General features: G+C 53.8%; 18 protein-coding genes. 17 read left to right on the forward strand and 1 reads right to left on the reverse strand.

Annotated elements, in window-relative coordinates; all coding sequences use genetic code 11:
• The first annotated feature begins 75 nt into the window (after positions 1-75).
• From groES to LOC67_RS04725, 17 genes are all read left to right on the forward strand, one after another.
• Positions 76-372, forward strand: a complete 297-nt coding sequence (groES, locus tag LOC67_RS04645) for a co-chaperone GroES (protein WP_230261344.1) — start codon at positions 76-78, stop codon at positions 370-372.
• Positions 373-412: 40 nt separating this feature from the next.
• Positions 413-2032, forward strand: a complete 1620-nt coding sequence (gene groL, locus LOC67_RS04650) for a chaperonin GroEL (protein ID WP_315861028.1) — start codon at positions 413-415, stop codon at positions 2030-2032.
• Between the two features lie 160 nt (positions 2033-2192).
• Positions 2193-3311 carry a molecular chaperone DnaJ gene (dnaJ, locus tag LOC67_RS04655; RefSeq protein WP_230261345.1) on the forward strand — a complete coding sequence of 373 codons (1119 nt, stop codon included), beginning with the start codon at positions 2193-2195 and terminating at the stop codon, positions 3309-3311.
• A gap of 36 nt (positions 3312-3347) precedes the next feature.
• Entirely contained in the window at positions 3348-3926 is a 579-nt protein-coding gene (grpE, locus tag LOC67_RS04660) for a nucleotide exchange factor GrpE (RefSeq protein WP_230261346.1), read from the forward strand.
• A 228-nt stretch (positions 3927-4154) separates the two neighbouring features.
• Positions 4155-4445, forward strand: coding sequence for an FmdB family zinc ribbon protein (locus tag LOC67_RS04665; RefSeq protein ID WP_230261347.1), 291 nt, complete (start codon positions 4155-4157; stop codon positions 4443-4445).
• A 21-nt stretch (positions 4446-4466) separates the two neighbouring features.
• Positions 4467-5030, forward strand: a complete 564-nt coding sequence (locus LOC67_RS04670; RefSeq protein ID WP_230261348.1) for an isochorismatase family protein — start codon at positions 4467-4469, stop codon at positions 5028-5030.
• Positions 5031-5291: 261 nt separating this feature from the next.
• The gene (locus tag LOC67_RS04675) at positions 5292-5735 is read left to right on the forward strand and encodes a hypothetical protein (protein WP_230261349.1); all 444 of its coding nucleotides are present in this window, start codon (positions 5292-5294) and stop codon (positions 5733-5735) included.
• A gap of 188 nt (positions 5736-5923) precedes the next feature.
• Positions 5924-7177, forward strand: coding sequence for a TIGR03032 family protein (locus LOC67_RS04680; RefSeq protein WP_230261350.1), 1254 nt, complete (start codon positions 5924-5926; stop codon positions 7175-7177).
• Positions 7178-8467: 1290 nt separating this feature from the next.
• Complete coding sequence (locus LOC67_RS04685; RefSeq protein ID WP_230261351.1) at positions 8468-12604, forward strand: ELWxxDGT repeat protein; 4137 nt, start codon at positions 8468-8470, stop codon at positions 12602-12604.
• A gap of 53 nt (positions 12605-12657) precedes the next feature.
• Complete coding sequence (locus tag LOC67_RS04690; RefSeq protein ID WP_230261352.1) at positions 12658-13152, forward strand: hypothetical protein; 495 nt, start codon at positions 12658-12660, stop codon at positions 13150-13152.
• Positions 13153-13344: 192 nt separating this feature from the next.
• Positions 13345-14043 (forward strand): hypothetical protein, encoded by a 699-nt coding sequence (locus LOC67_RS04695; protein WP_230261353.1) that lies wholly within the window; start codon positions 13345-13347, stop codon positions 14041-14043.
• Positions 14040-14885 (forward strand): sugar phosphate isomerase/epimerase family protein, encoded by an 846-nt coding sequence (locus LOC67_RS04700; protein ID WP_230261354.1) that lies wholly within the window; start codon positions 14040-14042, stop codon positions 14883-14885. The genes LOC67_RS04695 and LOC67_RS04700 overlap by 4 nt, the downstream gene beginning before the upstream one ends.
• A complete protein-coding gene (locus LOC67_RS04705; protein WP_230261355.1) occupies positions 14882-15262 on the forward strand; it encodes a histidine kinase in 381 nt (126 codons plus the stop codon). The genes LOC67_RS04700 and LOC67_RS04705 overlap by 4 nt, the downstream gene beginning before the upstream one ends.
• A 60-nt stretch (positions 15263-15322) precedes the next feature.
• Positions 15323-16090 (forward strand): PIG-L deacetylase family protein, encoded by a 768-nt coding sequence (locus LOC67_RS04710; RefSeq protein WP_230261356.1) that lies wholly within the window; start codon positions 15323-15325, stop codon positions 16088-16090.
• Positions 16091-16287: 197 nt separating this feature from the next.
• A complete protein-coding gene (locus LOC67_RS04715; RefSeq protein ID WP_230261596.1) occupies positions 16288-18810 on the forward strand; it encodes a DUF1592 domain-containing protein in 2523 nt (840 codons plus the stop codon).
• A gap of 2 nt (positions 18811-18812) precedes the next feature.
• Entirely contained in the window at positions 18813-20117 is a 1305-nt protein-coding gene (locus LOC67_RS04720) for a DUF1552 domain-containing protein (RefSeq protein WP_230261357.1), read from the forward strand.
• Positions 20114-21205, forward strand: a complete 1092-nt coding sequence (locus LOC67_RS04725) for a formylglycine-generating enzyme family protein (RefSeq protein ID WP_230261358.1) — start codon at positions 20114-20116, stop codon at positions 21203-21205. Before LOC67_RS04720 ends, LOC67_RS04725 begins: the two co-directional genes overlap by 4 nt.
• 76 nt (positions 21206-21281) lie before the next feature.
• Here the strand turns inward: LOC67_RS04725 and LOC67_RS04730 are convergent, their stop codons facing one another.
• A complete protein-coding gene (locus tag LOC67_RS04730; RefSeq protein WP_230261359.1) occupies positions 21282-22721 on the reverse strand; it encodes a sigma-54-dependent transcriptional regulator in 1440 nt (479 codons plus the stop codon).
• Between the last annotated feature and the right edge of the window lie 104 nt (positions 22722-22825).

Raw genomic sequence — 22825 nt, forward strand, 5'->3', positions numbered from 1 at the left:
GATCGCTCGTTTTCACGCGAGCGATCGTCAACTGAAACAAATAAACAAACACTACCAAACGGAATACATCGCATCATGGCTAAAGTAAAACTGCGTCCACTGGATGACCGCGTCGTTGTTCAACCTGTCGAAGCGGAAACCACCACCGCTGGCGGTATCGTTCTTCCCGACGCGGCACGCGAAAAACCACAACGCGGAACGATCGTCGCTGTCGGACCTGGCAAGCTTCTCGAAAGCGGAAACCGTGGCGAACTAAGCGTCGCTATTGGTGACACCGTGATTTATGGAAAGTACGGCGGAAGCGACATCGAAGTCGACGGCCAAGAAATGAAGATCCTTCGCGAGAGTGACATCTTGGCAAAGGTTCTGTAGTCGATTCAGTACGCGTTTTCACTGATAGAGGAATCCTCTCGTGGCAAAACAACTCCTTTTTGACGATCACGCTCGCGCTCGAATGCTTGCTGGGATCGACAAGTTGGCCAACGCCGTCGCTGTGACGATGGGACCGACCGGCCGCAACGTCATCATTGACAAATCCTTTGGTGGTCCGACCGTGACCAAAGACGGTGTCACCGTTGCCAAAGAAGTCGAATTGGAAGACCGATTCGAAAACATGGGTGCAAAGTTGGTCATCGAAGTCGCGCAAAAGACTAGCGACTTGGCAGGTGACGGAACGACCACCGCGACCGTGTTGGCTCGTGCGATCTTCAAAGAAGGTCTGCGAAACATCGTCGCCGGTAGCAACCCAACGGCAGTTCGTCGTGGTATCGACAAAGCTGTCAACGCTGCTTGCAATCACTTGTTGGAAATGGGACGTCCCGTCGAAGACAAGAAAGAAGTCGAGCACGTCGGTGCGATCAGTGCAAACAACGATCCTAAGATTGGTGAGTTGTTGGCCGAAGCACTAGAGCGTGTTGGCAAAGACGGTGTGATCACCGTCGAAGAAGGCAAAACTCGCGAAACTTCGGTCGAATACGTCGACGGAATGCAGTTCGACAAAGGTTACATCTCGCCCTACTTCATCACTGATGCGGGCACGATGGAAGCCAGCCTCGAGAACGCATTGGTGTTGCTGTACGAAAAGAAGATCAGCAACATTCGTGACCTCGTTCCGTTGTTGGAAAAGTCGGCTCAAACCGGCCAACCATTGTTGATCATCGCCGAAGACGTCGACGCCGAAGCGTTGACCCTGTTGGTCGTCAACAAGCTGCGTGGAACGCTGAATGTCTGTGCCGTTAAAGCACCAGGCTTCGGCGATCGCCGCAAAGCAATGTTGGGAGACATCGCAACCCTGACCGGCGGAACGCTGATCAGCGAAGACTTGGGCATCCAACTGGAAAACGTCACGCTGGAACAACTGGGACGTGCGAAGAACGTCACCGTTGACAAGAACAGCACCACGATCGTTGAAGGTGGCGGAAAACGCGAAGATATCGATCAACGCGTTGCCCAAATCCGTGCTCAGATCGAGCAGACCGACAGCGACTACGACAAAGAGAAGTACCAAGAACGCTTGGCCAAGTTGGCCGGTGGTGTTGCCGTGATCAGCGTCGGTGCAGAAACCGAAGCTGAGATGAAGCAAACCAAAGCACGCTTGGAAGACGCTTTGCACGCCACACGTGCTGCAGTCGAAGAAGGCATCCTGCCAGGTGGCGGTGTTGCACTCGTTCGCTGCATCGAAGCTGTCGAAGCCGCCAAGAAGTCGGCTCGTGGCGACGAAAAGATCGGCGTCGATATCGTCTTGGGTGCCCTTTCGGCTCCGATGAAGCAGATCGCTGACAACGGCGGAATCGACGGAAGCGTTGTCGTTGACGAAGTTCGTCAGAAAGACGCCAGCATCGGTTACAACGCCCACAGTGGCGAATATGCCGACATGTTCAAAGTTGGTGTTATCGACCCTGTCAAAGTTGTGCGTACCGCACTGACCAACGCAGGCAGCATCGCAGGTTTGTTGCTGACAACCGAAGCGATGGTCACCAACTTTGAGAAGGAAGACAAAGAACGCGTCCGCGCTGAAGGCGTCGTTTCTTAAGCAGGATGCGATGATTGAGTCGTAATCACATCGACGGGCCGCTGCCTATTGAACGGCATGCGGCCCGTTTTTGTGTGCGACAACCCAGGCGGTAAATGGTGTCCCGATCGGATGCGATTTGCCATTAATCAAAACACATACACGACGACTGTCTGTGTCGATGAGTAATAAGCGAGATTACTACGAAGTCCTAGCTGTCGAACGCAGTGCGACAAAGGTGCAAATCGATCGCGCCTATCGCAAGCTTGCGATCAAGTATCACCCCGACAGTAGCAAGGCCGAAGACGCCGTCGAGCGATTCAAAGAAGCATCGGAGGCTTACGAAGTCCTCAGTGATGCCGACAAGCGATCGCGTTATGACCGCTATGGGCATTCCGGTGTCGAAGGCGCGTCAAGCCAGTTCAATGACGTCGAGGACATCTTCGAAGCCTTCGGAGAGATGTTCGGTGGCGGCGGAATGTTCGGTGACCTGTTCGGCGGACGAAGCGGCGGCCGGTCACGACGCGCACGACGCGGTGCCGATATCCGCTGCGACGTCACGCTGACCTTGGAAGAAGCGGCCAAGGGGGTTAGCAAAGAGATCACTTTCCGACGTCACGTCGGATGTGGCACCTGCGATGGCAGTGGTGCGGCCCCAGGCAGCCAGCCGGAGGTCTGTTCGACATGCGGTGGCCGGGGACAGGTTGTTCAGTCGGCAGGAATCCTACGCGTTCAGACCGCTTGTCCGCATTGCGGTGGGGCCGGGCAAAAGATCAGCCAGCCCTGTACGGACTGTCGCGGAAGTGGCCTGCAAACCGAAAAGGCTGAACTGACTGTCGAGATCCCCGCGGGTGTCGACGACGGCATGCGTGTTCGTGTCCAAGGCGAAGGCGAAGCAAGTTCCAACGGCGGACCTCCGGGCGACTGTTATTGCTTCATCACCGTGAAGCCACACGAACTGTTCCGGCGTGACGGAAGTAACCTTATCCTCCAATTGCCGATCTCCTACAGCCAAGCTGCACTTGGAGCGGAATTGGAAGTCCCGACATTGGACGGTCCGGAAGTCTTGCGTATCGACGCGGGAACCCAAAACGGCGAAGTCTTCACCCTTGGAGGTAAAGGCGTTGTCGATCCACGTGGCGGACGCGCTGGCGACTTGTTGGTGCAGGTTTTCATCGAAGTCCCCAAGAAGCTGTCCGGCGAACAAGAAGAACTACTTCGGAAGCTTGCAGAATTGGACCACGAGTCTGTGCTTCCGCACCGCAAAACGTTTCTCGAAAAGGTCGCTGACCTGTTCTAGTACATCAACGATCAACGTGATCTTTAAATAAGAACCATGAGTGAACCAATCGATCCTGAATTAGAAGACGGCAACGCTGTCGAATCGGAATCCGCTGACGAGCAAGTTGTCGACGAGGCGTTCAATGACGCCGAGACGCTTGAGCAGCCGGAAACTCGCGATGAAGAAATGGAGCGTCTGCGACGTGCGGCTACCGAGGCGGACAAGCGTGTCTTGCAAGCCCAGGCCGAAGCGGAGAACTTCCGCAAACGGATGCGACGTGATTTCGAAGACCAGATCCGTTTCGCGTCGACCGATTTGGTAGTCGACTTGCTGCAGGTCCGTGACAATCTTTATCGCGCGATCGAAGCGGCCAACAGCGGCCAGACCGATGGTCTTCAAGAAGGCGTCGCGATGGTTGTAAAGCAAATGGACGATGTCTTTGGAAAGCATGGCGTCACGCCTATTCCGACCGAAGGCGAAGAGTTCGATCCGAACTTGCATGAAGCGATCTCGCAAATGCCAAGCAACGATGTCGAAAGCGGCAAGATCGCGCACGTGGCGCAATCCGGCTTCAAGCTGCACGAACGTGTGATCCGGCCTAGCCAAGTCGTTGTCAGCAAAGGCCCTGCCTAACGCTGGCGAGCTGCCTGCGATGAGGGCACCCTTGATCAATCGATCGGGTGACCCATCAGGAGCGATTCGGTCGGAGGGCCGAACAAAATTCAAAGCCTACGCTCGCATCAGTGGCGGGCATGAAGGCAATCGTAAGAACCTACAGTCCGGTCTGATCTTCTGCTGATCGTCAGACCGTCTATCGAATAGACTCTTTTAAACAAACACTTTTTGCGGTGATGATTGTCCATGCCAACGTATGACTATCAATGCGATGCCTGTGGGCACGAAATGGAGCTCTTTCAGGGCATCAACGATCCGGTAAAAAAGAAGTGCCCCGAGTGCGGCAAGCTAAAGCTTCGTCGATTGTTCGGCAGCGGTGCCGCGATCGTGTTCAAAGGTAGTGGCTTCTATCAAACGGACTACCGCAGCGATAGCTACAAGAAAGGCGCCAAAGCGGACAGCAAACCTTCGGAGTCAAAGTCGGACTCAGGTAAGAAAGAAACCAAAGCTGCCAAGAAGCCAAAGTCAAAAGACTGACCGACCACCGGTACGATCAAGATGCCCTACCAGCGATCTAGCAAGCGATTAACGGCCGACCGTTCGGCGGTCTTGGTCATCGACCTGCAGGAAAAGCTGGTTCCGGCGATCCCTTCGGCTGAGGACGTGGTGCATTTTACCGATGCACTGCTACGTGTCGCGGAGCGTTTGCAAGTCCCGTCGGCCGCGACGGTGCAATACCCGAAAGGGCTTGGTGGTTTGGTGTCGCCGCTTGACGATTGGTTCGACGAACCGGAGGAGAAGCTCGATTTCTCGGCCGCAGTTTGCAGGCGTGAGTTAGATCAGTGGATATCCGATGGGCGAGATCAAATTTTGATCTGTGGCGTCGAGACGCATATTTGTGTTTTGCAAACCGTGTTGGATCTGCAGCAAGAAGGTTTAACTCCGGTCGTGATCAGTGAGGCGGTTGCCGCACGAGGCGGTTGGGAACATGAAACGGCGATCGAGCAGTTGCGTGATTTGGGAGTCAGCATCACGACGCTCGAATCGGTGATCTATCAGTGGCTCGAAACTGCAGATCATCCCGAATTTAAAGCGATCAGTCGCATCGTAAAATCGTTGTAGGTGATTCCGTTTGGCGTGCTAAGTTTCAGACGATCGGTTCGGTCTTCGAATCGACTCATCGATGAAACAAAACGCCAATCGCTAGGTCACATTTCGATGCAGTGCAAGGACTGTCAGGAAGAAATGCGATGGATTGCCAATCGCAACCATCATCGCTGTCTGTCGTGCGGGAAGTACGAGTTTGCGTCACCGCTAGATGACCCGGCCGAGCCACTGGTGCTGCTGGGAGAGTCTCCGGGCGTGGCGTGTTCGAAGTGCAGAGTGCCACTCGAGTTTGCGACTTTGCATGGAAACTGGCGTGTCTGTCTTTGCCCGCAATGTCGTGGCTTTGTGATCGAGAAAGGATGCTTGGCAACGATCATCCATCAGAAGCGAATGTCGTTTCAGGGCGAGGACCTGACACCAACGCCGATGGATCATCAAGAGCTAAAGTCAGAACTGGATTGTCCGGCTTGTTTAGAAGTGATGGAAACGCATCCTTACTATGGCCCGGGAACTGTGGTCATCAACAGCTGTGAAGGGTGCGGTGTCGCATGGCTGGACCACTGGGAATTGGCCGCGATAATCCAGGCTCCTGGGAAACGTCCCGACCGTGGTTCATCACCGATCGTTCCGACCCGTCCGGCAATAGATTTTGCCGCGCGAGAAAGTGATCCGATGCTCCGCAACGGTGCCTCATTGCTGCATTTGTTGCTGGGGATTTGAAGCCTTCCAAGTCGAGCTTGAATCTGGCTGTTCGAACCTCGAATTGAATAAAGGCTCATCTCAGTTGCCTTCGGTATTGAGTCATCGATGTCGAAGGCAGCATGTTTCAAGATGCGATACATTGTTCTGACGACCTATCAAACTGGGTCACAGAACTTCTCCTTCGCACTTCCTGACTGTCTGCTCGTATGACCGATCCCCAGCAAAACGATCCTGCGTCATCCGAGTCCCAGGGTTTCGATTCGGGCCAATCCGTTTCGCCAAACGGAAACACAAGTCAGACGAAACAGAACTCTGGGCAGCGAGCCTTTGCCGCACGAAAAATTAACTATCGGCATAGCTCAAAATTCGTGCCGATCCTAGAGCACCTTGGGTGTTCCCTGTTGGTCTCTACCTATGCCGCTGGCAAGGTCGCGAGTATTGGTGCGGCCGATGGTGAGTTGCACTTGCGGTTTTCAAACTTTCAGCAAGCGATGGGAATTGCGATACCGGATGCACTTGCGTCAGTGGATGCAGGGGCGGCGAACGTGGAGGCGAGGGATGCAGAAATCGGCAAGTCGATTTCGGCAAGGACGCTTGCCGTCGGTGGTCCAAACCTCGTTTGGTTCATGCGAGATGCCGGGTCTCTTGCAAGGCAAGTAGAACCGGCGGGAACGTATGACCGAGCGTTTTTGGCACGTGAGTCGTTTGTAACTGGAAACATCAGCATTCATGAGATGGCTTGGGGGCACGGGCAAGAGCTTTGGATGGTCAATACGCTGTTCTCCTGTTTGGCAACACTGCATCCCGATTACAACTTCGTACCGAGGTGGCAGCCGCCTTTTATCGATGGCTTAGCCCCACAGGATCGATGTCACCTAAACGGGATGGCGATGATTGACGGCAGGCCACGGTATGTGACTTGTCTAGGCACGTCCAACGAAGCACGTGGATGGCGTGAAGGCAAAGTTGGCGGTGGTGCGCTAGTCGATGTTGACTCCGGCGAAGTCATCACAAAAGGTTTCTGCATGCCTCATTCACCACGTTGGCATCAAGGCAAGTTGTTCTTGTTGGACAGTGGGCGTGGGCAATTAGTTGCGGTTGACTTGGATTCCGGAAAGGTCGATGTTGTTTCTGATTATCCGGGATACGGTCGTGGCTTGGCCTTTGCCGGGCAATTCGCATTTGTCGGGATGAGCCGCGCGCGCGAGACATCGGTGTTTGGTGGCGTCCCGATTTGTGATGACACCAGTCGACTTCGCTGTGGCATCGTTGTGATCGACTTGGCCAGCGGTCGCAATGTTGCGTTCTTGGAATTCGAATCGGGGATCGAAGAGCTGTTCGATGTGCAGGTCATTGAACATTCACGGCGCACCGTTTTGTGTGGTCCTTACCCACAAGAAGACCAACAGGTTCCCGTTTGGGTTGTTCCGCCAGAGATTCAGACGAGCGGCCGTCGTTAGGAACCGAGGCGACTCTTAATCTGGCGATCAGGCTCTGCTGTGCCCAGGAAGTCGATGCTATTTGTGGTTGCGATGGTAGTACGGTGGGCGTCTTGGAGCCGACGTAATTCAAATTCAGCCACGGTCGCGAAGCTGATGCTTCAAATGCTCCTCCATCGCCAACAATTCTTCCTGGCTTTTATCCAGCAATTTCTCGACGGTCGATTCTTCGATGACCATTACTTTGCGATCCATTGCGGGCGGGAAAACAGGCGGAGGGAGACAATGTAGCCCAGAGTTCGGACTTCGGCATCCATCGAAGTTGTCGATATCATGACTGCCCGCACCCAAAGTCGCTTACGGCGAAGCCGCTATTTCGAGTTTCAAGCTAGAGCGACAACAGGCTCGAAACAGCCACCGTCGTGTTGGTGTGTGGCACCATTCGGCAAACAGTAGGATCGAATGCCGGAAAACCGGGAAGGTGAAACACAGAGCAACGGAGGACACAGAGTATTTGGTTGGAGCGGTCAGGCCGCCATTTGCGATTACAGTTCTAAAACGTGCCGAACAGTCTTGTGCCTGACCAGCTGATTGGCAACTGACTCTCCCATCAGTCGCCTGGCGCCAGCCTGCGGTTCTCTCTCTTGTTGGTGTGTGGCACCATTCGGCAAACAGTAGGATCGGATGCCGGAAAACCGGGAAGGTGAAACACAGAGCAACGGAGGACACAGAGTATTTGGTTGGAGCGATCAGGCCGCCATTTGCGGTTACAGTTCTAAAACGTGCCGAACAGTCTTGTGCCTGACCAGCTGATTGGCAACTGACTCTCCCATCAGCCGCTTGGCGCCAGCCTGCGGTTCTCTCTCTGGGCCAGCAACGGTCGGTAATCACGCAAACCATTCTGCCAACGATTAAGGTGACCGCAGGGGTAGTTGTGCGCATGGCTCCTAAGTCTGTGCGTGGATGAGAACGCCCCGCACAGACTACCCATCGCACCGTAAGCTTGACGTTCCTCGATCGTCTCTGAGGAATCGGTCAGCCCTATCACACTGTACTGTTGGTCCAAACGCAGTAAAAAAGCGAGGGCTTGGCGATCTTGTGCCACCGATGAAGCAGCCAGCGTCGGATTTGCGCTCCGCAGGTTGGATTTGCATGATTTTGTCGGTTGTGCGGTGGTGGTTTGGCTATACTACGGACCTTGTCCGCTTCTGGTGCGGAAACTGGAACCCCTGGCTCGGTAGAGGCGAACGGCTGTGCAGGTCCAGCGCATGAGTCTTATCTATTGGGAACCGGTGACCGACAACTGTCCGGATGTCTGACCTATTCGTTGCCCGACAACTTTTGAGATTCCCAATGGACGGTTCGCGATCGCGATTTGCGAAAGTAGTTTCCAATGGTTCGGTTCGTACTAGGAAACGTGAAACGAAGTCACTGCAAAAACGACGAACGGGAAAGCTTCGTCGTAATCTTGCCGCTTCGATCGAAACACTTGAATCGCGTCATCTGTTGACCTTTGCGATCGACCTGTTCGCGGACATCAACCAGCTTGGCAAGTCATCGGACATTGGCGTCGATTCCCGAGCCGACGAAAGCGTCGATGTAGCTGTGCTCGGTAGCGAGATGTTCTTCACCGCTGACGATGGCCTGCACGGCGCCGAACTGTGGAAGACCGATGGCACCGCTGCTGGCACCGTGCTGGTCAAGGACATCTTGCCTGGTCCTGATGGTGCGGCCCCGTTTGACTTGACCGTCAAAAATGGCGAGCTGTTTTTTGTCGCCGAAGATGAAACAGGCGAACTGGATATTTGGAAGTCTGACGGAACCGAAGCTGGGACCGTTGTTGCCTTTGATGCACAACTCGCCAGTGACGTCTTTCTTGATATCCAACCGAAACTGACAGCCTCTGGCGACAAGCTGTTTTTCGTCGGCTACGATTCGTCATTCAACTACGAACTCTGGGTCAGCGACGGTAGCCAAGCCGGTACACAGTTGGTTCATGATTTCGGTTATGGCATTCCCCACGAATTGACCGACGTCAACGGGACTCTCTTTTTTGCCGCTTACGACAGTCACCAGTCAACTGATTCCGGAACTGAGCTTTGGAAAAGTGACGGGACGTCCGGTGGCACGATGATGGTCGCCGACTTGGGTGTCGACGCGGGATTCGACGGTACGCTTGGAACTGCTGACGACGACGAATCGTTTTCATCGTATCCGACCGAACTGACCGAACTAAACGGCGTGCTCTACTTCGTCGCCGAAGATGCGCAAGAAGGCTACGAGCTATTTCGTAGCGACGGGACTCAAGCCGGTACGATGATCGTTGACGATCTGACCATCGGTAGTTCGACAAGCCCAGAAGAGTTGACACCCTTTGGTACCGAGCTGTTCTTTTCGGCGATCGCGCCCAGCGGTGGGCGTCATCTTTTCAAGACCGATGGGACCACGATCAGCATGGTCGCCGATACAACCGAAGGGTTAGGGTCGAGCGATCCGCTGGATTTAGAAGTCGTCGGAAGCGAGTTGTTCTTTAGTGCCCAAGGTGCGATCCCCGCAACGAGCGTATCGGCGACTTCACCAACGTTGACGGCAGACAATTCGATCGCATCGGGTGGGACGTATGCCGGCGTATTCGCGGCCGCGAATTCGGCCTTCAACGGGCAACTGACGATCTTTGGAAATGTGCTAAACATCAGCACTTCGGTTCAAGGGTCGGAAGACTCCAGCGGTGAACCACCGGGATGGGTCAGCAGTTCCGCACGCATCGGTACCGCCGGAGTTGGCTTAACTACTATCGCCCCGGGTGATCTTTACGTGGAGGACATCGATAGCGGCGATTTGGTTGATGATTTTTGGGAATGGACCATCAGCGATCCTGCCGGATTGAGCAACATCTCGTTCTCGGGGTTTGCTTCGGGAAATGAGTTTGAACAGGCTGGCGAAGGTCTGTTGTTCGAATTGTTCCTTAACGGATCTCTAGCCGCGACGGATACGGTTTCTGGCAACGAACTGGATAACTGGGTGACCAATCGGGACGCGAACAACGTTTCAATTACCGATCCCGGTGGAGCCTCCGTAACATCCGCCACCGTTCGCTTGTCGATCGGTAACGCAACGTTCCCAAGTCTTCCTGATGGCGGAACCGAAGCGTTTTTAGTGAACGCGACACTGACGGCAGACCTAAGCCCTTCGACAACGCTGCTGAACAGCGCCGGACGTGAGTTGCACAAGACCGATGGAACCGGACCAGGGACCACGATGGTCAAAGACATCGTTCCGACGGGCAGTTCGGGACCAAGTCAGCTAACAAAGCTTGGCAACCAACTGTTGTTCGTTGCTGATGATGTTACCGGAGATGGTGAGGAATTGTGGGTCAGCGACGGTACCGAATCCGGCACCCTTCGCGTGATCGACACGCGCCCAGGCAATGATCTATATGGTGCTCCACTGGACGGTCTGCCGCGAATCTTGGGCGAACTTGATGGTCAAATGCTGTTTACCAGCTTCGATGCCAACGAAGATCGTGAACTATGGATAAGTGACGGAACCGAACTCGGGTCTGGCTTGTTGAAAAACATCAATCCCGCGACCGGTGATGCCGGTGTTAAGGAATTGCTTGTCGTCGGCAATGACATCTACTTTGCCGCCGATGATGGGATCAACGGTGAAGCGGTGTGGCGAGCCGATACCGTGCTAGAGACGGTGGAGATGGTCGCGGACGTTTCGCCAAGCAGTGCTGATCGTATTGCCGGGCTGACGTTGTTTACCGGCGAAAATCAAGAGATCGTTTTCTATAACAATAGCGGTGGGATCGACGGCGGCGTCTACATTACCGACGGTACGAACGACCCGATCCAGTTGTTTGATCGTACACCACAACCGCTTGACGAGGACGGGACGCTCTTCGTGGTCAGCGGTTCGCGTGTCTATTTCGTTGCGGATGATGGGAACACAGGGAACGAACTGTGGTCCAGCGACGGGGCAAGTTTCGCGACATTAGTAAACGACATAATTCCCGGGCCGACAGGTAGTAATCCTACGGGATTGGTCGAATTCCAAGGCAGTCTGTTCTTTGGTGCCGACACCGATGCGACGTCGGTCACCGGTGATGTCGGACGTGAACTGTTCACGCTTAATCCCGGTGATCAGTCGGTCGCGTTGGTCAACGATATCAATGTTGGTACCGGTTCATCCAACCCCGACCAGTTCACCGTCGTCGGTAGCAGCATGTACTACGTGGCTGATGACGGCACCGCGGGACGCGAATTATTTCGTCGAACGTTTACGTCCAACTTTATTGTTGAGGACATCAATCCCAGCGGCGATTCGAACCCCAATCATTTGATTGATGCCGGTGGGGTGCTTTACTTCAGCGCTGACGATGGAACCAGTGGGTTTGAACCCTGGCGTTCCAACGGTGTCGCCGCAAACACTTACCGAATCGCCGATGTAAATCCCGGATCGTCCGGTTCGGATCCTGACGGTTTCTTCAGTGCATTGGGCGAGGTTTATTTTTCCGCCGATGATGGGACGAGCGGTCGCGAGTTGTATCGCACCAACGGGGCGGTGGATAACTTGAACTTGGTGGCTGATATTCTTGCGGGCCCTGAAGGCAGCAGCCCGATTCCATTGTTGGCAACCCCGTCGCGGATGCTGTTTAGCGCTGCCGGAACAACCACGGCTGACCAAGAGTTATGGTCAACCAACGGAACCACGACCACGGTGCAGGTTGACGATCTGAATCCGACGGATCAGTTCGGTAGCTATCCGTCTGAAGTTGTTGAAGTCAACGGGTTGTTCTATCTGTCAGCTGACAACGGCGTGAACGGTCGTGAGTTGTTTGTGCTTCGTGAGGAGTCTGTCTCGGTTGCCGAAGTCATCATTGGCGGCGAGCCTGGTGCACCGGTCCATCAGCCACAACGATCTGTGGTTGACTTGATCACCGTGGTCTTCGACGGTCCCGTTGACGTGCCATCCACGGCGATCCAGTTGACCAACACGACAACGGGTGAAGCCTTGACGACTGTTCAAGTCGATTTGCGATATGAACTTGGCAAGACTTTTGTCGAGCTGACGTTTGGCAGCGGAACATCGGTTGATGATCGCGACTTGCTCGGCGGCACCGGACTTGGCAACAGTCTCTCACGCGGTAATTACCGGCTAGACATCGACAGTTCTCAAGTCACGTCGCTTTCCAGTGGGCTCGGGATGACAAGTGATTTCGAGTTCGGCAGCGACCCACTGGATAACTTCTTCCGGCTACTCGGTGATGCTACCGGGGATCGCAAGGTTGACGCTGCCGATATGCGAATCTTCGGCGCGGCGTTAGATACATCAACAGGGGCAACCGGTTATCGGTCGGAGTTGGATTTTGACGGTGATGGTGATGTCGACGGTCAAGATTTCGGCCAATTTAGGCGTCAGCTTCTGCGTCGTGGTTCTTTCTAAGGGACATTTTTTCGATTGTATGATCGAAGAATACTCCCGTTTGAATCACGACCGTGTTTGGCCAAGCCTTCCGAAATCGCTCCGTCCAAAATCCCTGTGAACAAGCCGACCTGATCCGACGTTGGCGATGTGGCCGGATCATCATGCGGCAGGGAAAGTTGGTCGAGGTGCAGCGACGATGGTTCGTTGGCAGTGTTTCTGTTGCCCAGGTCTGGTGGCAAACCCGCTATGGTCGTCCAGACGATGATTTCTGTTGGCTGGACTATCACACACCACTGGGCATGCCATCGTTTTTAACGCTGGACTATATCCGCAGTGGGCGCAAAGCGGGTTACAAGACTTTCGTCGGTGCTTGTCACATTCTTGATGAAATCGCACGACTCAAAAACGTTTGTGCGATCGTGGCTCATGTTTCGACGTCTGCGATTTCCGACCGTCTACTGCAGCGGCTCGGATGGCAACGGCATCTGCAGCAGCACTCCGGTCGACATTGGATCAAACGATTTTACGAAGGTTATCCGGATTCGCGTTTGGCAAGCTATCTATAGCGGTTTGTCTTTGGCGACCTGTTTTGCGGAAGCATTATTTGGTCGCATACCAAGGTTCCCTGCGGCACCGATTCGCAAATTTCGTGAAAGTTTGGGAAAACGAAGCCTTGGTATTGAATGCGTTTGATGATGCCTCGCATTTGACCAATTGGTAGGGTGAATAGCGAAGCACCTTCAGACTAGACTTTCCGAATGAATTTTCTTTCGCACGCGATTCCCTACCTGGACGAACCACTCGTTGCGATCGCGACAGCGGTCCCGGATTGGTTAAGCGTGATCAATCGGAAAATACGTGCACGCGAAAAGCTCGCCAGCGCCGCGATGGGATCAAACGATGCGTCGATTCGGCTGATCGCCCAGGGGATTCTGCATCACATCGAAGACGATCGTTGGTTTCATCAGACCGCGGCGTTCGCGGAACTGAACCTTCAGTTGGCGGTTCAGCTTCGCGATCAACTTCCCGGCGATCGTGGTTTTCGCCCGATGTTTGTTGGGCATATCTTGATCGAAATCTTCTTGGATGCCTTTTGGATCCGTGATGATTCCGAAGTTGCCGATCGGTATTACGCCACGATTGAGCAGGCTTCTGCTGAGTTGATTCAGAACTGTGTCAACGAAATCACAGGGCATCCCACCGATCGGATGGTATCCACGATCCAGCGGTACTGCGAAGCACGGTTTCTGTACGACTATTTGGATGAAGATCGGTTGTTGATGCGGCTTAATCAAGTGATGCGGCGAGTTCGATTGGTGGAATTGCCGCAATCGATCCTCCCATGGCTGCACGATGCACGTGAATTGGTAGAATCTCGTCGAACGAGTTTGCTGACTCGTCCCGACGGCTCGACGCCCTTCCCTTCCCTCCCCCCGCTAGGATTTGACGATCGATGAAATACGGAATGAACTTGCTGCTGTGGACCGGCGAAGTGACCGAGGAAATGTATCCGGTTTGCGAGCAGCTGAAGGAAATCGGGTTCGACGGTGTCGAGTTGCCGATGTTCAATCTGGATTTGGATTACGGAGCGATCGGGAAGCAACTCGATTCGATGGAATTGAAACGAACCGGCGTCACGATCCGAATCGAAGAAGACAACCCGATTTCGCCGGACCCCGCAGTACGAAAGAAGGGAATCGAGCTGACCAAGAAAACACTTGATCTGGCAGCCGAAGCGGGAATCGAAACGCTTGTCGGCCCCTATCACTCCGCGATCGGTCTTTTCAGCGGTGCCGGCCCAACCGAAGACGAATGGAAATGGGGCGTCGAAGGCATGCGAGAGTGTGCCGAACATGCTGGAAACGTTGGGGTACGGATCGGTGTCGAAGCTCTGAATCGCTTCGAATGCTACTTGCTGAATGCCCATGCGGATTCGGCGCGATTCGTTCGCGAAGTCGATCATCCGGCATGCGGAATGATGTACGACACGTTCCATTCCAACATCGAAGAGAAAAGCATCACCGATGCGATCAATGTTGGTGGTGACAAGCTGATCCACATCCATATCAGCGAGAACGACCGCAGCACACCTGGTAAGGGCGGCGTCAATTGGCAAGAGAACTTTGATGCGATCACCAACAGCGGTTATGACGGCTGGCTTGTGATCGAAGCCTTCGGTCTGGCGCTTCCTGAAATCGCTGCGGCAACCAAGATCTGGCGGAAGATGTTTGATACCGAAATCAAACTGGCCAAGGAAGGGTTTGAGTTCATGAAGGGCGAAGTGGAAAAACGCCAGTGAGTGATTTGAAAGAAAGCGATCCCCAAGATTCGTCGGACAATGCAGAGACCGTTGTCTTGTTGTCCGGCGATCTAATTTTCGCATCACGTGTCCGCGCTGCTGCACAGAATGCCGGTTACGCATTCAAGCTATCAGGTGCGCTTCCTGAAATCGAATCGATCAAGTTCGTCATCGTCGATCTGTCCACACGCAGTGGACTGTTGGAACAACTGATGGACTATCGCGATCGTGTTTGTCCGAATGCAATCACGGTTGCGTACGGTCCCCATGTTCAGGAAAAGCCATTGGAACTGGCAAAGCAGATCGGCGTTCAGAAAGTGATGACGCGAGGTCAGTTCGATCGATCGCTGGCTACCCTGTTCACGGCATCAACCTGAACCATTTCGATTCCGGTTGACCGTTTCATTCCCTACGTATCTTCATTGGAGAACGCTCCCATGCCTTCGGTCCTTGCCATCGCGGCGCATCCTGATGATATCGAATACATGATGGCCGGTACGATGTTGCACCTAGGGCGACTCGGTTGGGACTTGCACTACGTCAATCTTTGTGACGGTTCACGTGGCAGCACAACGATGTCACGCGAAGAATGTGCAGCGACTCGATTGGAAGAAGCAAAGAGGGCATGTGAGCTGATGGGGGCGACGTTTTACGGCCCCATCTTTCCGGACATGGAAGCGGCGTACAACATCGAAAACGTCGCCAAGGTGACCGCGATCGTTCGCAAGTCCAAGGCGTCGATCGTCCTGACACAGCCGCCGATCGACTACATGGAAGATCATCAAAACTCCTGTCGATTGGCTGTCAGCGCGGCGTTTTCTCACGGGATGCCGAATCTGATCAGTGATCCGCCGGTTGATCCTTATTACGAACCGGTCACGGTGTATCACTGTCAGCCGGTGGGCAATCGGACACAGCTCTGTGAAATCGTTACGCCGCATTTCTATGTCGACGTTAGCGATGTCGTGGAAAAGAAAGTCGATCTGCTTGCCTGTCATGAGAGCCAAAAACAGTGGCTTGACCAGAGCCAAGGGATGGACAGTTATCTGCAAGCGTTGCGTGACGTGAACGCCGAAACGGGCAAAATGAGCGGCAAGTTCGAATTCGCCGAAGGTTGGCGAAAGCACTTGCACTGGGGCTTTTGCGGTCCCGACGACGATCCTCTTCGCGATGCGTTGACGGATTTGATCGTTGAAAGCGAATGAGTGTCGATGACGTTATGACGACAGTGAATCGAGCAAAGTTTTGATCTGTCCCTGCGGAAATCAGACCAGTTGCGAGGGTATAATGAGACGCGATCCTGCCTTTTGCGACTCCCCTGCCCTGCACCGCCCGCATGTTTCCTCACGCGAATACTAAACGCGTTTCTAAAAGCTCGACTCTACGGACTTTGCTGTTGGCTGTGGCTTTACTAGCGACGTCAGCTGCGGAGTCAGTCCTGTTCGCACAGCAGCCCGATGCTTCGTCAGGTTCTGATGACCGAACGGCCACCGTTGCTCGTGAAATCCTGAAGCGAGCCTGCTTGGATTGCCATGGTGCGGATTCGCAAGACTCTGAATTAAGACTCGATCAACTCGGCAGTGACTTTAGCGATCACGCCACGGCGGCAACTTGGCTCGAAGTACGTACACAGATCAATCTAGGGCAAATGCCGCCAGAGGATCGAGAACGCTTGTCGGCTGAAGAAATTTCATTGCTGACAAGCTGGGTCACATCGCAGGTACGTGCGGCCGAAAAGTCGGGTTTGCGATCCGGCGAGAACGTATTAATGCGGAGGATGAATCGGCACGAATACACCAACACGGTAATGGACCTTTTGTCGATGAAGTTCCCGACCGGGGAAAGCCCGATCGATGTGCTTCCGCCCGACGGGACAGCCGAAGGGTTCGACAAAGTCAGCGCGGCGTTGCAGTTGGATCCTTCGCTAATGGAATCCTACTACAAGATAGCCCGGCGGATCGCCGATCGAGCGATCGTGGATGGACCACCGAAGCATCCGACCGAAAGGATGCGATTGGAATTTGAGGAGATCGCGGACAGCCATGCGATTAGCTATCTGTTGACCCGGTTGGGAATGGAAGTGGTTCCCGGCGGACTACGTCTGGTCGAAGGAGGAACACGGTCCTTCGGAATGTTGCGATACCCAGGTCGACGCGACAACAACGTTGCCCCAGAGAACGGTTTTTATCGATTTACATTGAAAGCCGGCGGTGTGAAAGGAAGTGACGGTCGAGTGCCGCGGTTGTTGGTGACGCATGATCATCCTGATGAAACCATGCGGAAGATCATGGAATTCGAAGTCACAGCTTCCTGGGATGATCCGCAGGAATACTCCGTTGTGGTGCCTCGCGATACGCTTGGCGGTGAAGTTCATGTGCAGTTGATTGATGAAGCAAAGCTTTACATGGGGCAGCGCCCCGGTGAGGACTTCATGCGTCGCAACGATGAACTTGGAAAGCAAGGCAATTTCACCGAAACGATTCGGCTATCCGGACGCAAGATTGCCGAAGGTTGGGGTGGCGATCGTTCAACACCAAATCCTGATAAGCTGGATTGGAAGCAGTTTCCGCATGTCTTCTTAGACTACATCGAAGTCGAAGGACCTCTTTATGACGCTTGGCCACCGGTCAGCCATACCTCGATTCTGTTCGGCGGCAATGCTGATCAGCAGCAGCCCGATACGGCGCGAGAAATCTTTGCTCGTTTCTTGCCGAAAGCTTGGCGTCGTCCCATAACGGAAAATGAACTTGTTCCCATCCTGTCGGTTGTGCAAACCGAACTCGATGCGGGCGAGACTTTTAACGAAGCCATCCGTGTCGGGATCGTTGCCGCATTGTGCTCACCGAAATTTCTGTATCTGGTGGAGCCCAATCAGGCCAGCGACGAAAGTGACGACCTAGAAGAGTATCGGCTGGCGTCACGGCTTTCGTATCTGATTTGGAACTCGATGCCTGATGAGAGTTTGTTTCGATTGGCAAGCGAACACAAGCTCGCTGAGCCCGGCGAATTGGTTCGTCAGATCGATCGAATGTTGGATGACCCCAGGTCAGATCGATTTTTGGATAGCTTCGCTCGGCAATGGTTCCGGACCGAGACTTATACGGTGTTTACTCCGGACCGATTTCTGTATCGCCAATACGACGACAAACTTTCCGAAGCCGTTGTGCGAGAACCATTGGAGTTCTTTCGGTATCTCGTCCGGCAGGGGCTCGCTTTGGATTGTCTAGTCGATTCGGACTTCCTGATCATCAACGAGCGGTTGGCCGAACATTACCAGATCGAAGGTGTGCGCGGCGAGCAATTTCGCCGAGTGGAATTGCCCGACGGTTCACCACGTGGCGGGTTGCTGGGGATGGCCGGGGTGCATCAAGCAGGATCCGATGGCGTGCGAACCAAACCTGTTTCTCGTGCCGTCTTTGTCCGCGAAGTGCTCTTCAACGATCCGCCGGACCCTCCGCCGCCCAATGCCGGCGAAATCGAACCGAACATCGAAGGTGAACGTTTAACGGTGCGTCAACGATTGATTGCCCACCAGCAAATTGATGCTTGTGCCGCGTGCCATCGCAATTTGGACCCTTATGGGTTGGCGTTGGAAAACTTCAACGTGATCGGTCTTTGGCGGACAGAACAAGACGGCGAGGACTTTCGTGGTCGAAATGTTCCGCCGATTGATCCCAGCGGACGATTGCCTGATGGGACTTCCTTCAATAGTTACGACGAATTCAAGTCGCTGTTAGTGCAGCAAAAACAACGTTTCCGACGCGGGGTTGCAGAACGTTTGTTGGTTTATGCGTTGGGGCGTCCGGTCAGTCCTTCCGATGACGATGATTTGCAACACATGATCGATACGATGATTCGTGGCGGCGATTCGATGCGGACGCTACTGCACGGACTGGTGACCAGCCAAGTATTTGGAGAGAAATAGGGATGCGAATTGCAAACAAGCTCCGCCGTCGTACTTTCCTACACGGGTTGGGGACAACGATTGCTTTGCCATGGTTGGAATCAAAAGCTTCTGCCGCGGAATTGGCCGGAGAGATCGTGCCAAGGATGGGTATGTTTTATTTCGGTACCGGAATGAACATGCGGCAGTTCTATCCGGAAGGCTTCGGCAAGGATGCATCGTTTTCCCGGATATTGAAACCGCTGGAAAAGCATCGTGAGAATCTGACCGTTTTGAGCGGCACCTACTTAGAACACGGTGGAGGTCATGACGGTGCTTATCCCTTTGCAACTTCGATTGCTCGTGGCGAAAAGCAGGTGGCATCGCCAGACCAATTGGCTGCAAGAATCCATGGGGCGAAGACTCGTTTTCCATCGCTTCAGCTTTCTGTCAAGCGAGGCACCGGGTTTGGCAGCCAAGCTCTCGCGACGATTTCATGGAACGAGCAAGGCGTGCCATTGGCGGCCGAGAATGATCCAAAGCTAATTTTCAATCGCTTGTTTCGCGCCGATAGCCAATCCGATCGAGCCGAAATGGACATCGGGTTTCGTCAGCGCCGAAGTGTACTTGATGCGGTGCTCGATGACGCACGCCAAATCCAAAAGCAGATCAGTCAAGATGATCGTCGGCAATTGGATCAGTACTTCCATTCCATTCGCGAAGTTGAACAGAGCTTGGCTCGCGAGATTGACTGGGCTGATAAACCAAAACCCAAGCCCGGCCTGAATGAATTAGGTGACTACGAAAACGCGGTCACTCCAGAAGGCAATGGGAAGTTTCTCTACGACGACTATGCCAAGTTGATGTATGACCTAATCACGCTGGCCTTTCAAACGGATTCGACGCGTGTGATTTCTTACGTTGTACGTACCGAATTGGCCGGCGGTGTTTATCCGGAATTCGGTGTCAGTAAGGGCTATCACGAATTGACCCACCACGGAAACGATCCCTCGAACTTGGAACAGCTTGCCAAAGTTGACACGATCTACATGAAACATTGGTCGTACTTCCTGGATCGTTTGGATTCGATCCGTGAAGGCAACGGCACGCTGCTTGACCATTCCATGCTGGGCTTTTCCAGTGGAATGGGGATCGGACATAGCAAAGCGATTTTGCCAACAGTGTTGTCTGGCGGCGAGGCTTTGGGGATCAAGCATCAAACCCATTTACAATTGCCCGAAAACACACCTCTGTCGGCGCTTTGGCAAACGATGGCCGAAAAAATGGGGGTCAAAGCCAGTGAGTCGTTTCAGGATAGCCCCGGTGTCATTGAGGAGTTGGTCGCTTGAAGACGCTGCCACTTGCCCTGATGATGGCGACGATCCTTTGTGGTTCGATGCTGTTTCCGAAATCGGCTGTCGCACAAACTGATCCACAACAAGTCGACAAATCCGACGACGCAAGCCCGCTGGCCATTCGCTTCGTGCGGATACCCGCAGGGACGTTCATGCGTGGATTTGACAATTCCGATCGCAACGAACAGCGGTTCCACCTGGACCATCCCTATAGCAATCACCAAGACTTTAAATTTGAACGGCCCTCTCATCGGGTCGAACTGACAAAGGCGTTCGAGATAGCTGACTGTGAAGTGACCGTCGGCCAGTTTCGAGAATTTGTCGAAGCGACAGGCTATCGAACCGACGCAGAGAAGAACGGCGGAGCGCTAGGATGGTTTCCAGATGAGGATAACTATGTGGATCGTTTCCATGCCGATCCCGCAGTGACTTGGCAGTCGCCAGGATTCGAACAGAGCGATCGTCATCCCGTTGTCGCGGTCAGTTGGAACGACGCACAAGCGTTCTGCCGCTGGCTATCAGAACAAGATGGCCGAAATCATCGATTGCCGAGCGAGGCAGAGTGGGAATACGCTTGCCGTTCGGGAACGACAACTTGGTATTCATTCGGCAACGATCCAGACCTTGCCTATGCGCATGGCAATGTTGCTGATGGTGCGTTAGAGGCACGTTTTCCAAACACGGCTCGGTACACGCGAGCAGTTCGATTGACGGCGGGTGAAGGCGATGGCCATGTATTTACCGCGCCGGTTCGGTCCTTCAAAGCCAACGCCTGGGGGCTGCACGATTTGCATGGCAACGTCTGGGAGTGGTGCCAGGATCGCTGGGCCGAAGACGCTTACGACCGTTATCTAAGCGGAATTTCGCGCCGAGAAAGAGAGCAATTCGTCCTCAAGGATCCCGTGTTTGATGAGGCGACGGACTTGCATCAATACGGAGATTGGCGAGTCATGCGTGGCGGCGCATGGACTTGCACGCCAGCGGCAACCAGGGCTTCGATCAGGACGTTTGCCGAGAAGGCAGATAGCAGCGTCTACACTGGGTTTCGCATCGTTCGTGAAGTGAACGCGGATGCAAAGTAAAAAGCACTGTCGGCTTGGTGGTGAGGTTCGCCAAGATTCGGCGTTGTGTAGAAAACAACTCTCGCCACGTTCAGATCTACTGAGCGAATTGTAGGCGTGGATCGTCTAAACCCAAACGCTTCATTTTCTTGTATAGCGTGGTTCGGTTGATGTCCAATGCGTCAGCGGTTGCCGCGCGATTCCAATTGTTTTTTCGCAGCGAGTGCAGAATGATTTCGCGTTCGGGGCCTTCAAGTGCTTCACGCAAGCTCTTGTTTTGAAGGTCCGCAGGAGCAACAGCTAGGTTGGGGCCTGCCGGTCGCAAATCAGGGATTGCTGGTCCCATCGGGTCAGCAATCTGGCCAAGAACTTCCGGAGGTAAATCGTTGAGTGTTAACTGACGTCCTCGCGAAAGCAGGACTGCACGTTCTACAACGTTTTGTAGCTGTCGAACGTTTCCTGGCCAGCGATACGATTGCATTTGAGTGATCGCTTCGGAATCGAAACAGTCAACATCGCGACCGCAGGTTTCTGCTGCTTCACGCAAGAAATAATCGATCAGCAATGGGATGTCACCGACGCGTTCTCGAAGCGAAGGCAGCACGATATTGACGACGTTAATTCGATAGTACAAGTCTTGTCGAAACGAACCGTCGCTCACGGCTTTCGATAAATCTTCGTTGGTCGCCAGGATGACTCGGGTATCGACCGACTGTGTCTTGGTGCCACCGAGCTGTTCGAATTGAAACTCTTGCAAAACGCGTAGCAATTTGACTTGCATCGCCGCGGTAGCGGTTCCAATTTCGTCTAGGAATAACGTGCCTTGGTCTGCCAGTTGGAATTTACCAACCTTGTCGGTGGCCGCTCCGGTAAAAGCGCCTTTGACATGCCCGAACAGTTCGCTTTCGAGCAAATTATCTGGCAAAGCACCGCATGCGACTTCGACAAATGGCTTTCCGCGTCGAGCGCTGCGTTCATGAATTGCACGTGCGATCATGCTTTTACCGGTTCCGTTTTCACCGGTAATCAAGATCGATGCTCGGGCATCCGCGACGCTATCGATCACATCGAAGATCTTCATCATCCGGTAGTCATGGCTGATGATGCCTTCGAGTCCGGATCGACGGTCAAGTCGCTCGCGTAGCTTTTCGTTCTCTTGTTCGATTTCTCGCTGCGAAACGGCTCGGCTAATCGCCAAGTTCAGTTCGTCATCGATCATCGGTTTGGTCAGCAGGTCAAACGCACCTGCTTTGATCGCTTCGATCGCCGTGTCTGGCGTCGCATACCCGGTCATCACTAGAACGACCGTGTCGGGGTGACGCTTTTTCGTGTAGCCGATCAGCTGGAATCCGTCCTCGTCGCGAAGCCGTAGGTCGGTGATCAGCAAATCGTACGGACGTTGGTCGAGCGTTACTTTGGCACCATCAATACAGTCCGCAACATCAACACTGTGACCCAATTCGCGCAACCAATCTGCCATGGACTGAACCAAGTGCCAGTCATCGTCAACAAGCAGGATTGAGGCCGGTGAGGTCATGTTGTTCGTTCGTCGTCGAAGTCAAAAGGGCCAACGCAGGGATGGAAATCCTCATCAATGTCTAGGTCACTGTTAAGAAACACGCAAAAAAGTGATTCCGATTC

The sequence above is a fragment of the Stieleria sp. JC731 genome (assembly GCF_020966635.1).
GTDB lineage: Bacteria > Planctomycetota > Planctomycetia > Pirellulales > Pirellulaceae > Stieleria.

Coding starts and splice junctions, on each gene's coding strand:
- LOC67_RS04670 (WP_230261348.1), top strand. CDS start 4,467: ATGCCCTACCAGCGATCTAGCAAGCGATTAACGGCCGACCGTTCGGCG.
- LOC67_RS04730 (WP_230261359.1), bottom strand. CDS start 22,721: ATGACCTCACCGGCCTCAATCCTGCTTGTTGACGATGACTGGCACTTG.
- LOC67_RS04720 (WP_230261357.1), top strand. CDS start 18,813: ATGCGAATTGCAAACAAGCTCCGCCGTCGTACTTTCCTACACGGGTTG.
- LOC67_RS04680 (WP_230261350.1), top strand. CDS start 5,924: ATGACCGATCCCCAGCAAAACGATCCTGCGTCATCCGAGTCCCAGGGT.
- dnaJ (WP_230261345.1), top strand. CDS start 2,193: ATGAGTAATAAGCGAGATTACTACGAAGTCCTAGCTGTCGAACGCAGT.
- grpE (WP_230261346.1), top strand. CDS start 3,348: ATGAGTGAACCAATCGATCCTGAATTAGAAGACGGCAACGCTGTCGAA.
- LOC67_RS04695 (WP_230261353.1), top strand. CDS start 13,345: ATGAATTTTCTTTCGCACGCGATTCCCTACCTGGACGAACCACTCGTT.
- groES (WP_230261344.1), top strand. CDS start 76: ATGGCTAAAGTAAAACTGCGTCCACTGGATGACCGCGTCGTTGTTCAA.
- LOC67_RS04685 (WP_230261351.1), top strand. CDS start 8,468: ATGTCTGACCTATTCGTTGCCCGACAACTTTTGAGATTCCCAATGGAC.
- LOC67_RS04710 (WP_230261356.1), top strand. CDS start 15,323: ATGCCTTCGGTCCTTGCCATCGCGGCGCATCCTGATGATATCGAATAC.
- LOC67_RS04700 (WP_230261354.1), top strand. CDS start 14,040: ATGAAATACGGAATGAACTTGCTGCTGTGGACCGGCGAAGTGACCGAG.
- LOC67_RS04665 (WP_230261347.1), top strand. CDS start 4,155: ATGCCAACGTATGACTATCAATGCGATGCCTGTGGGCACGAAATGGAG.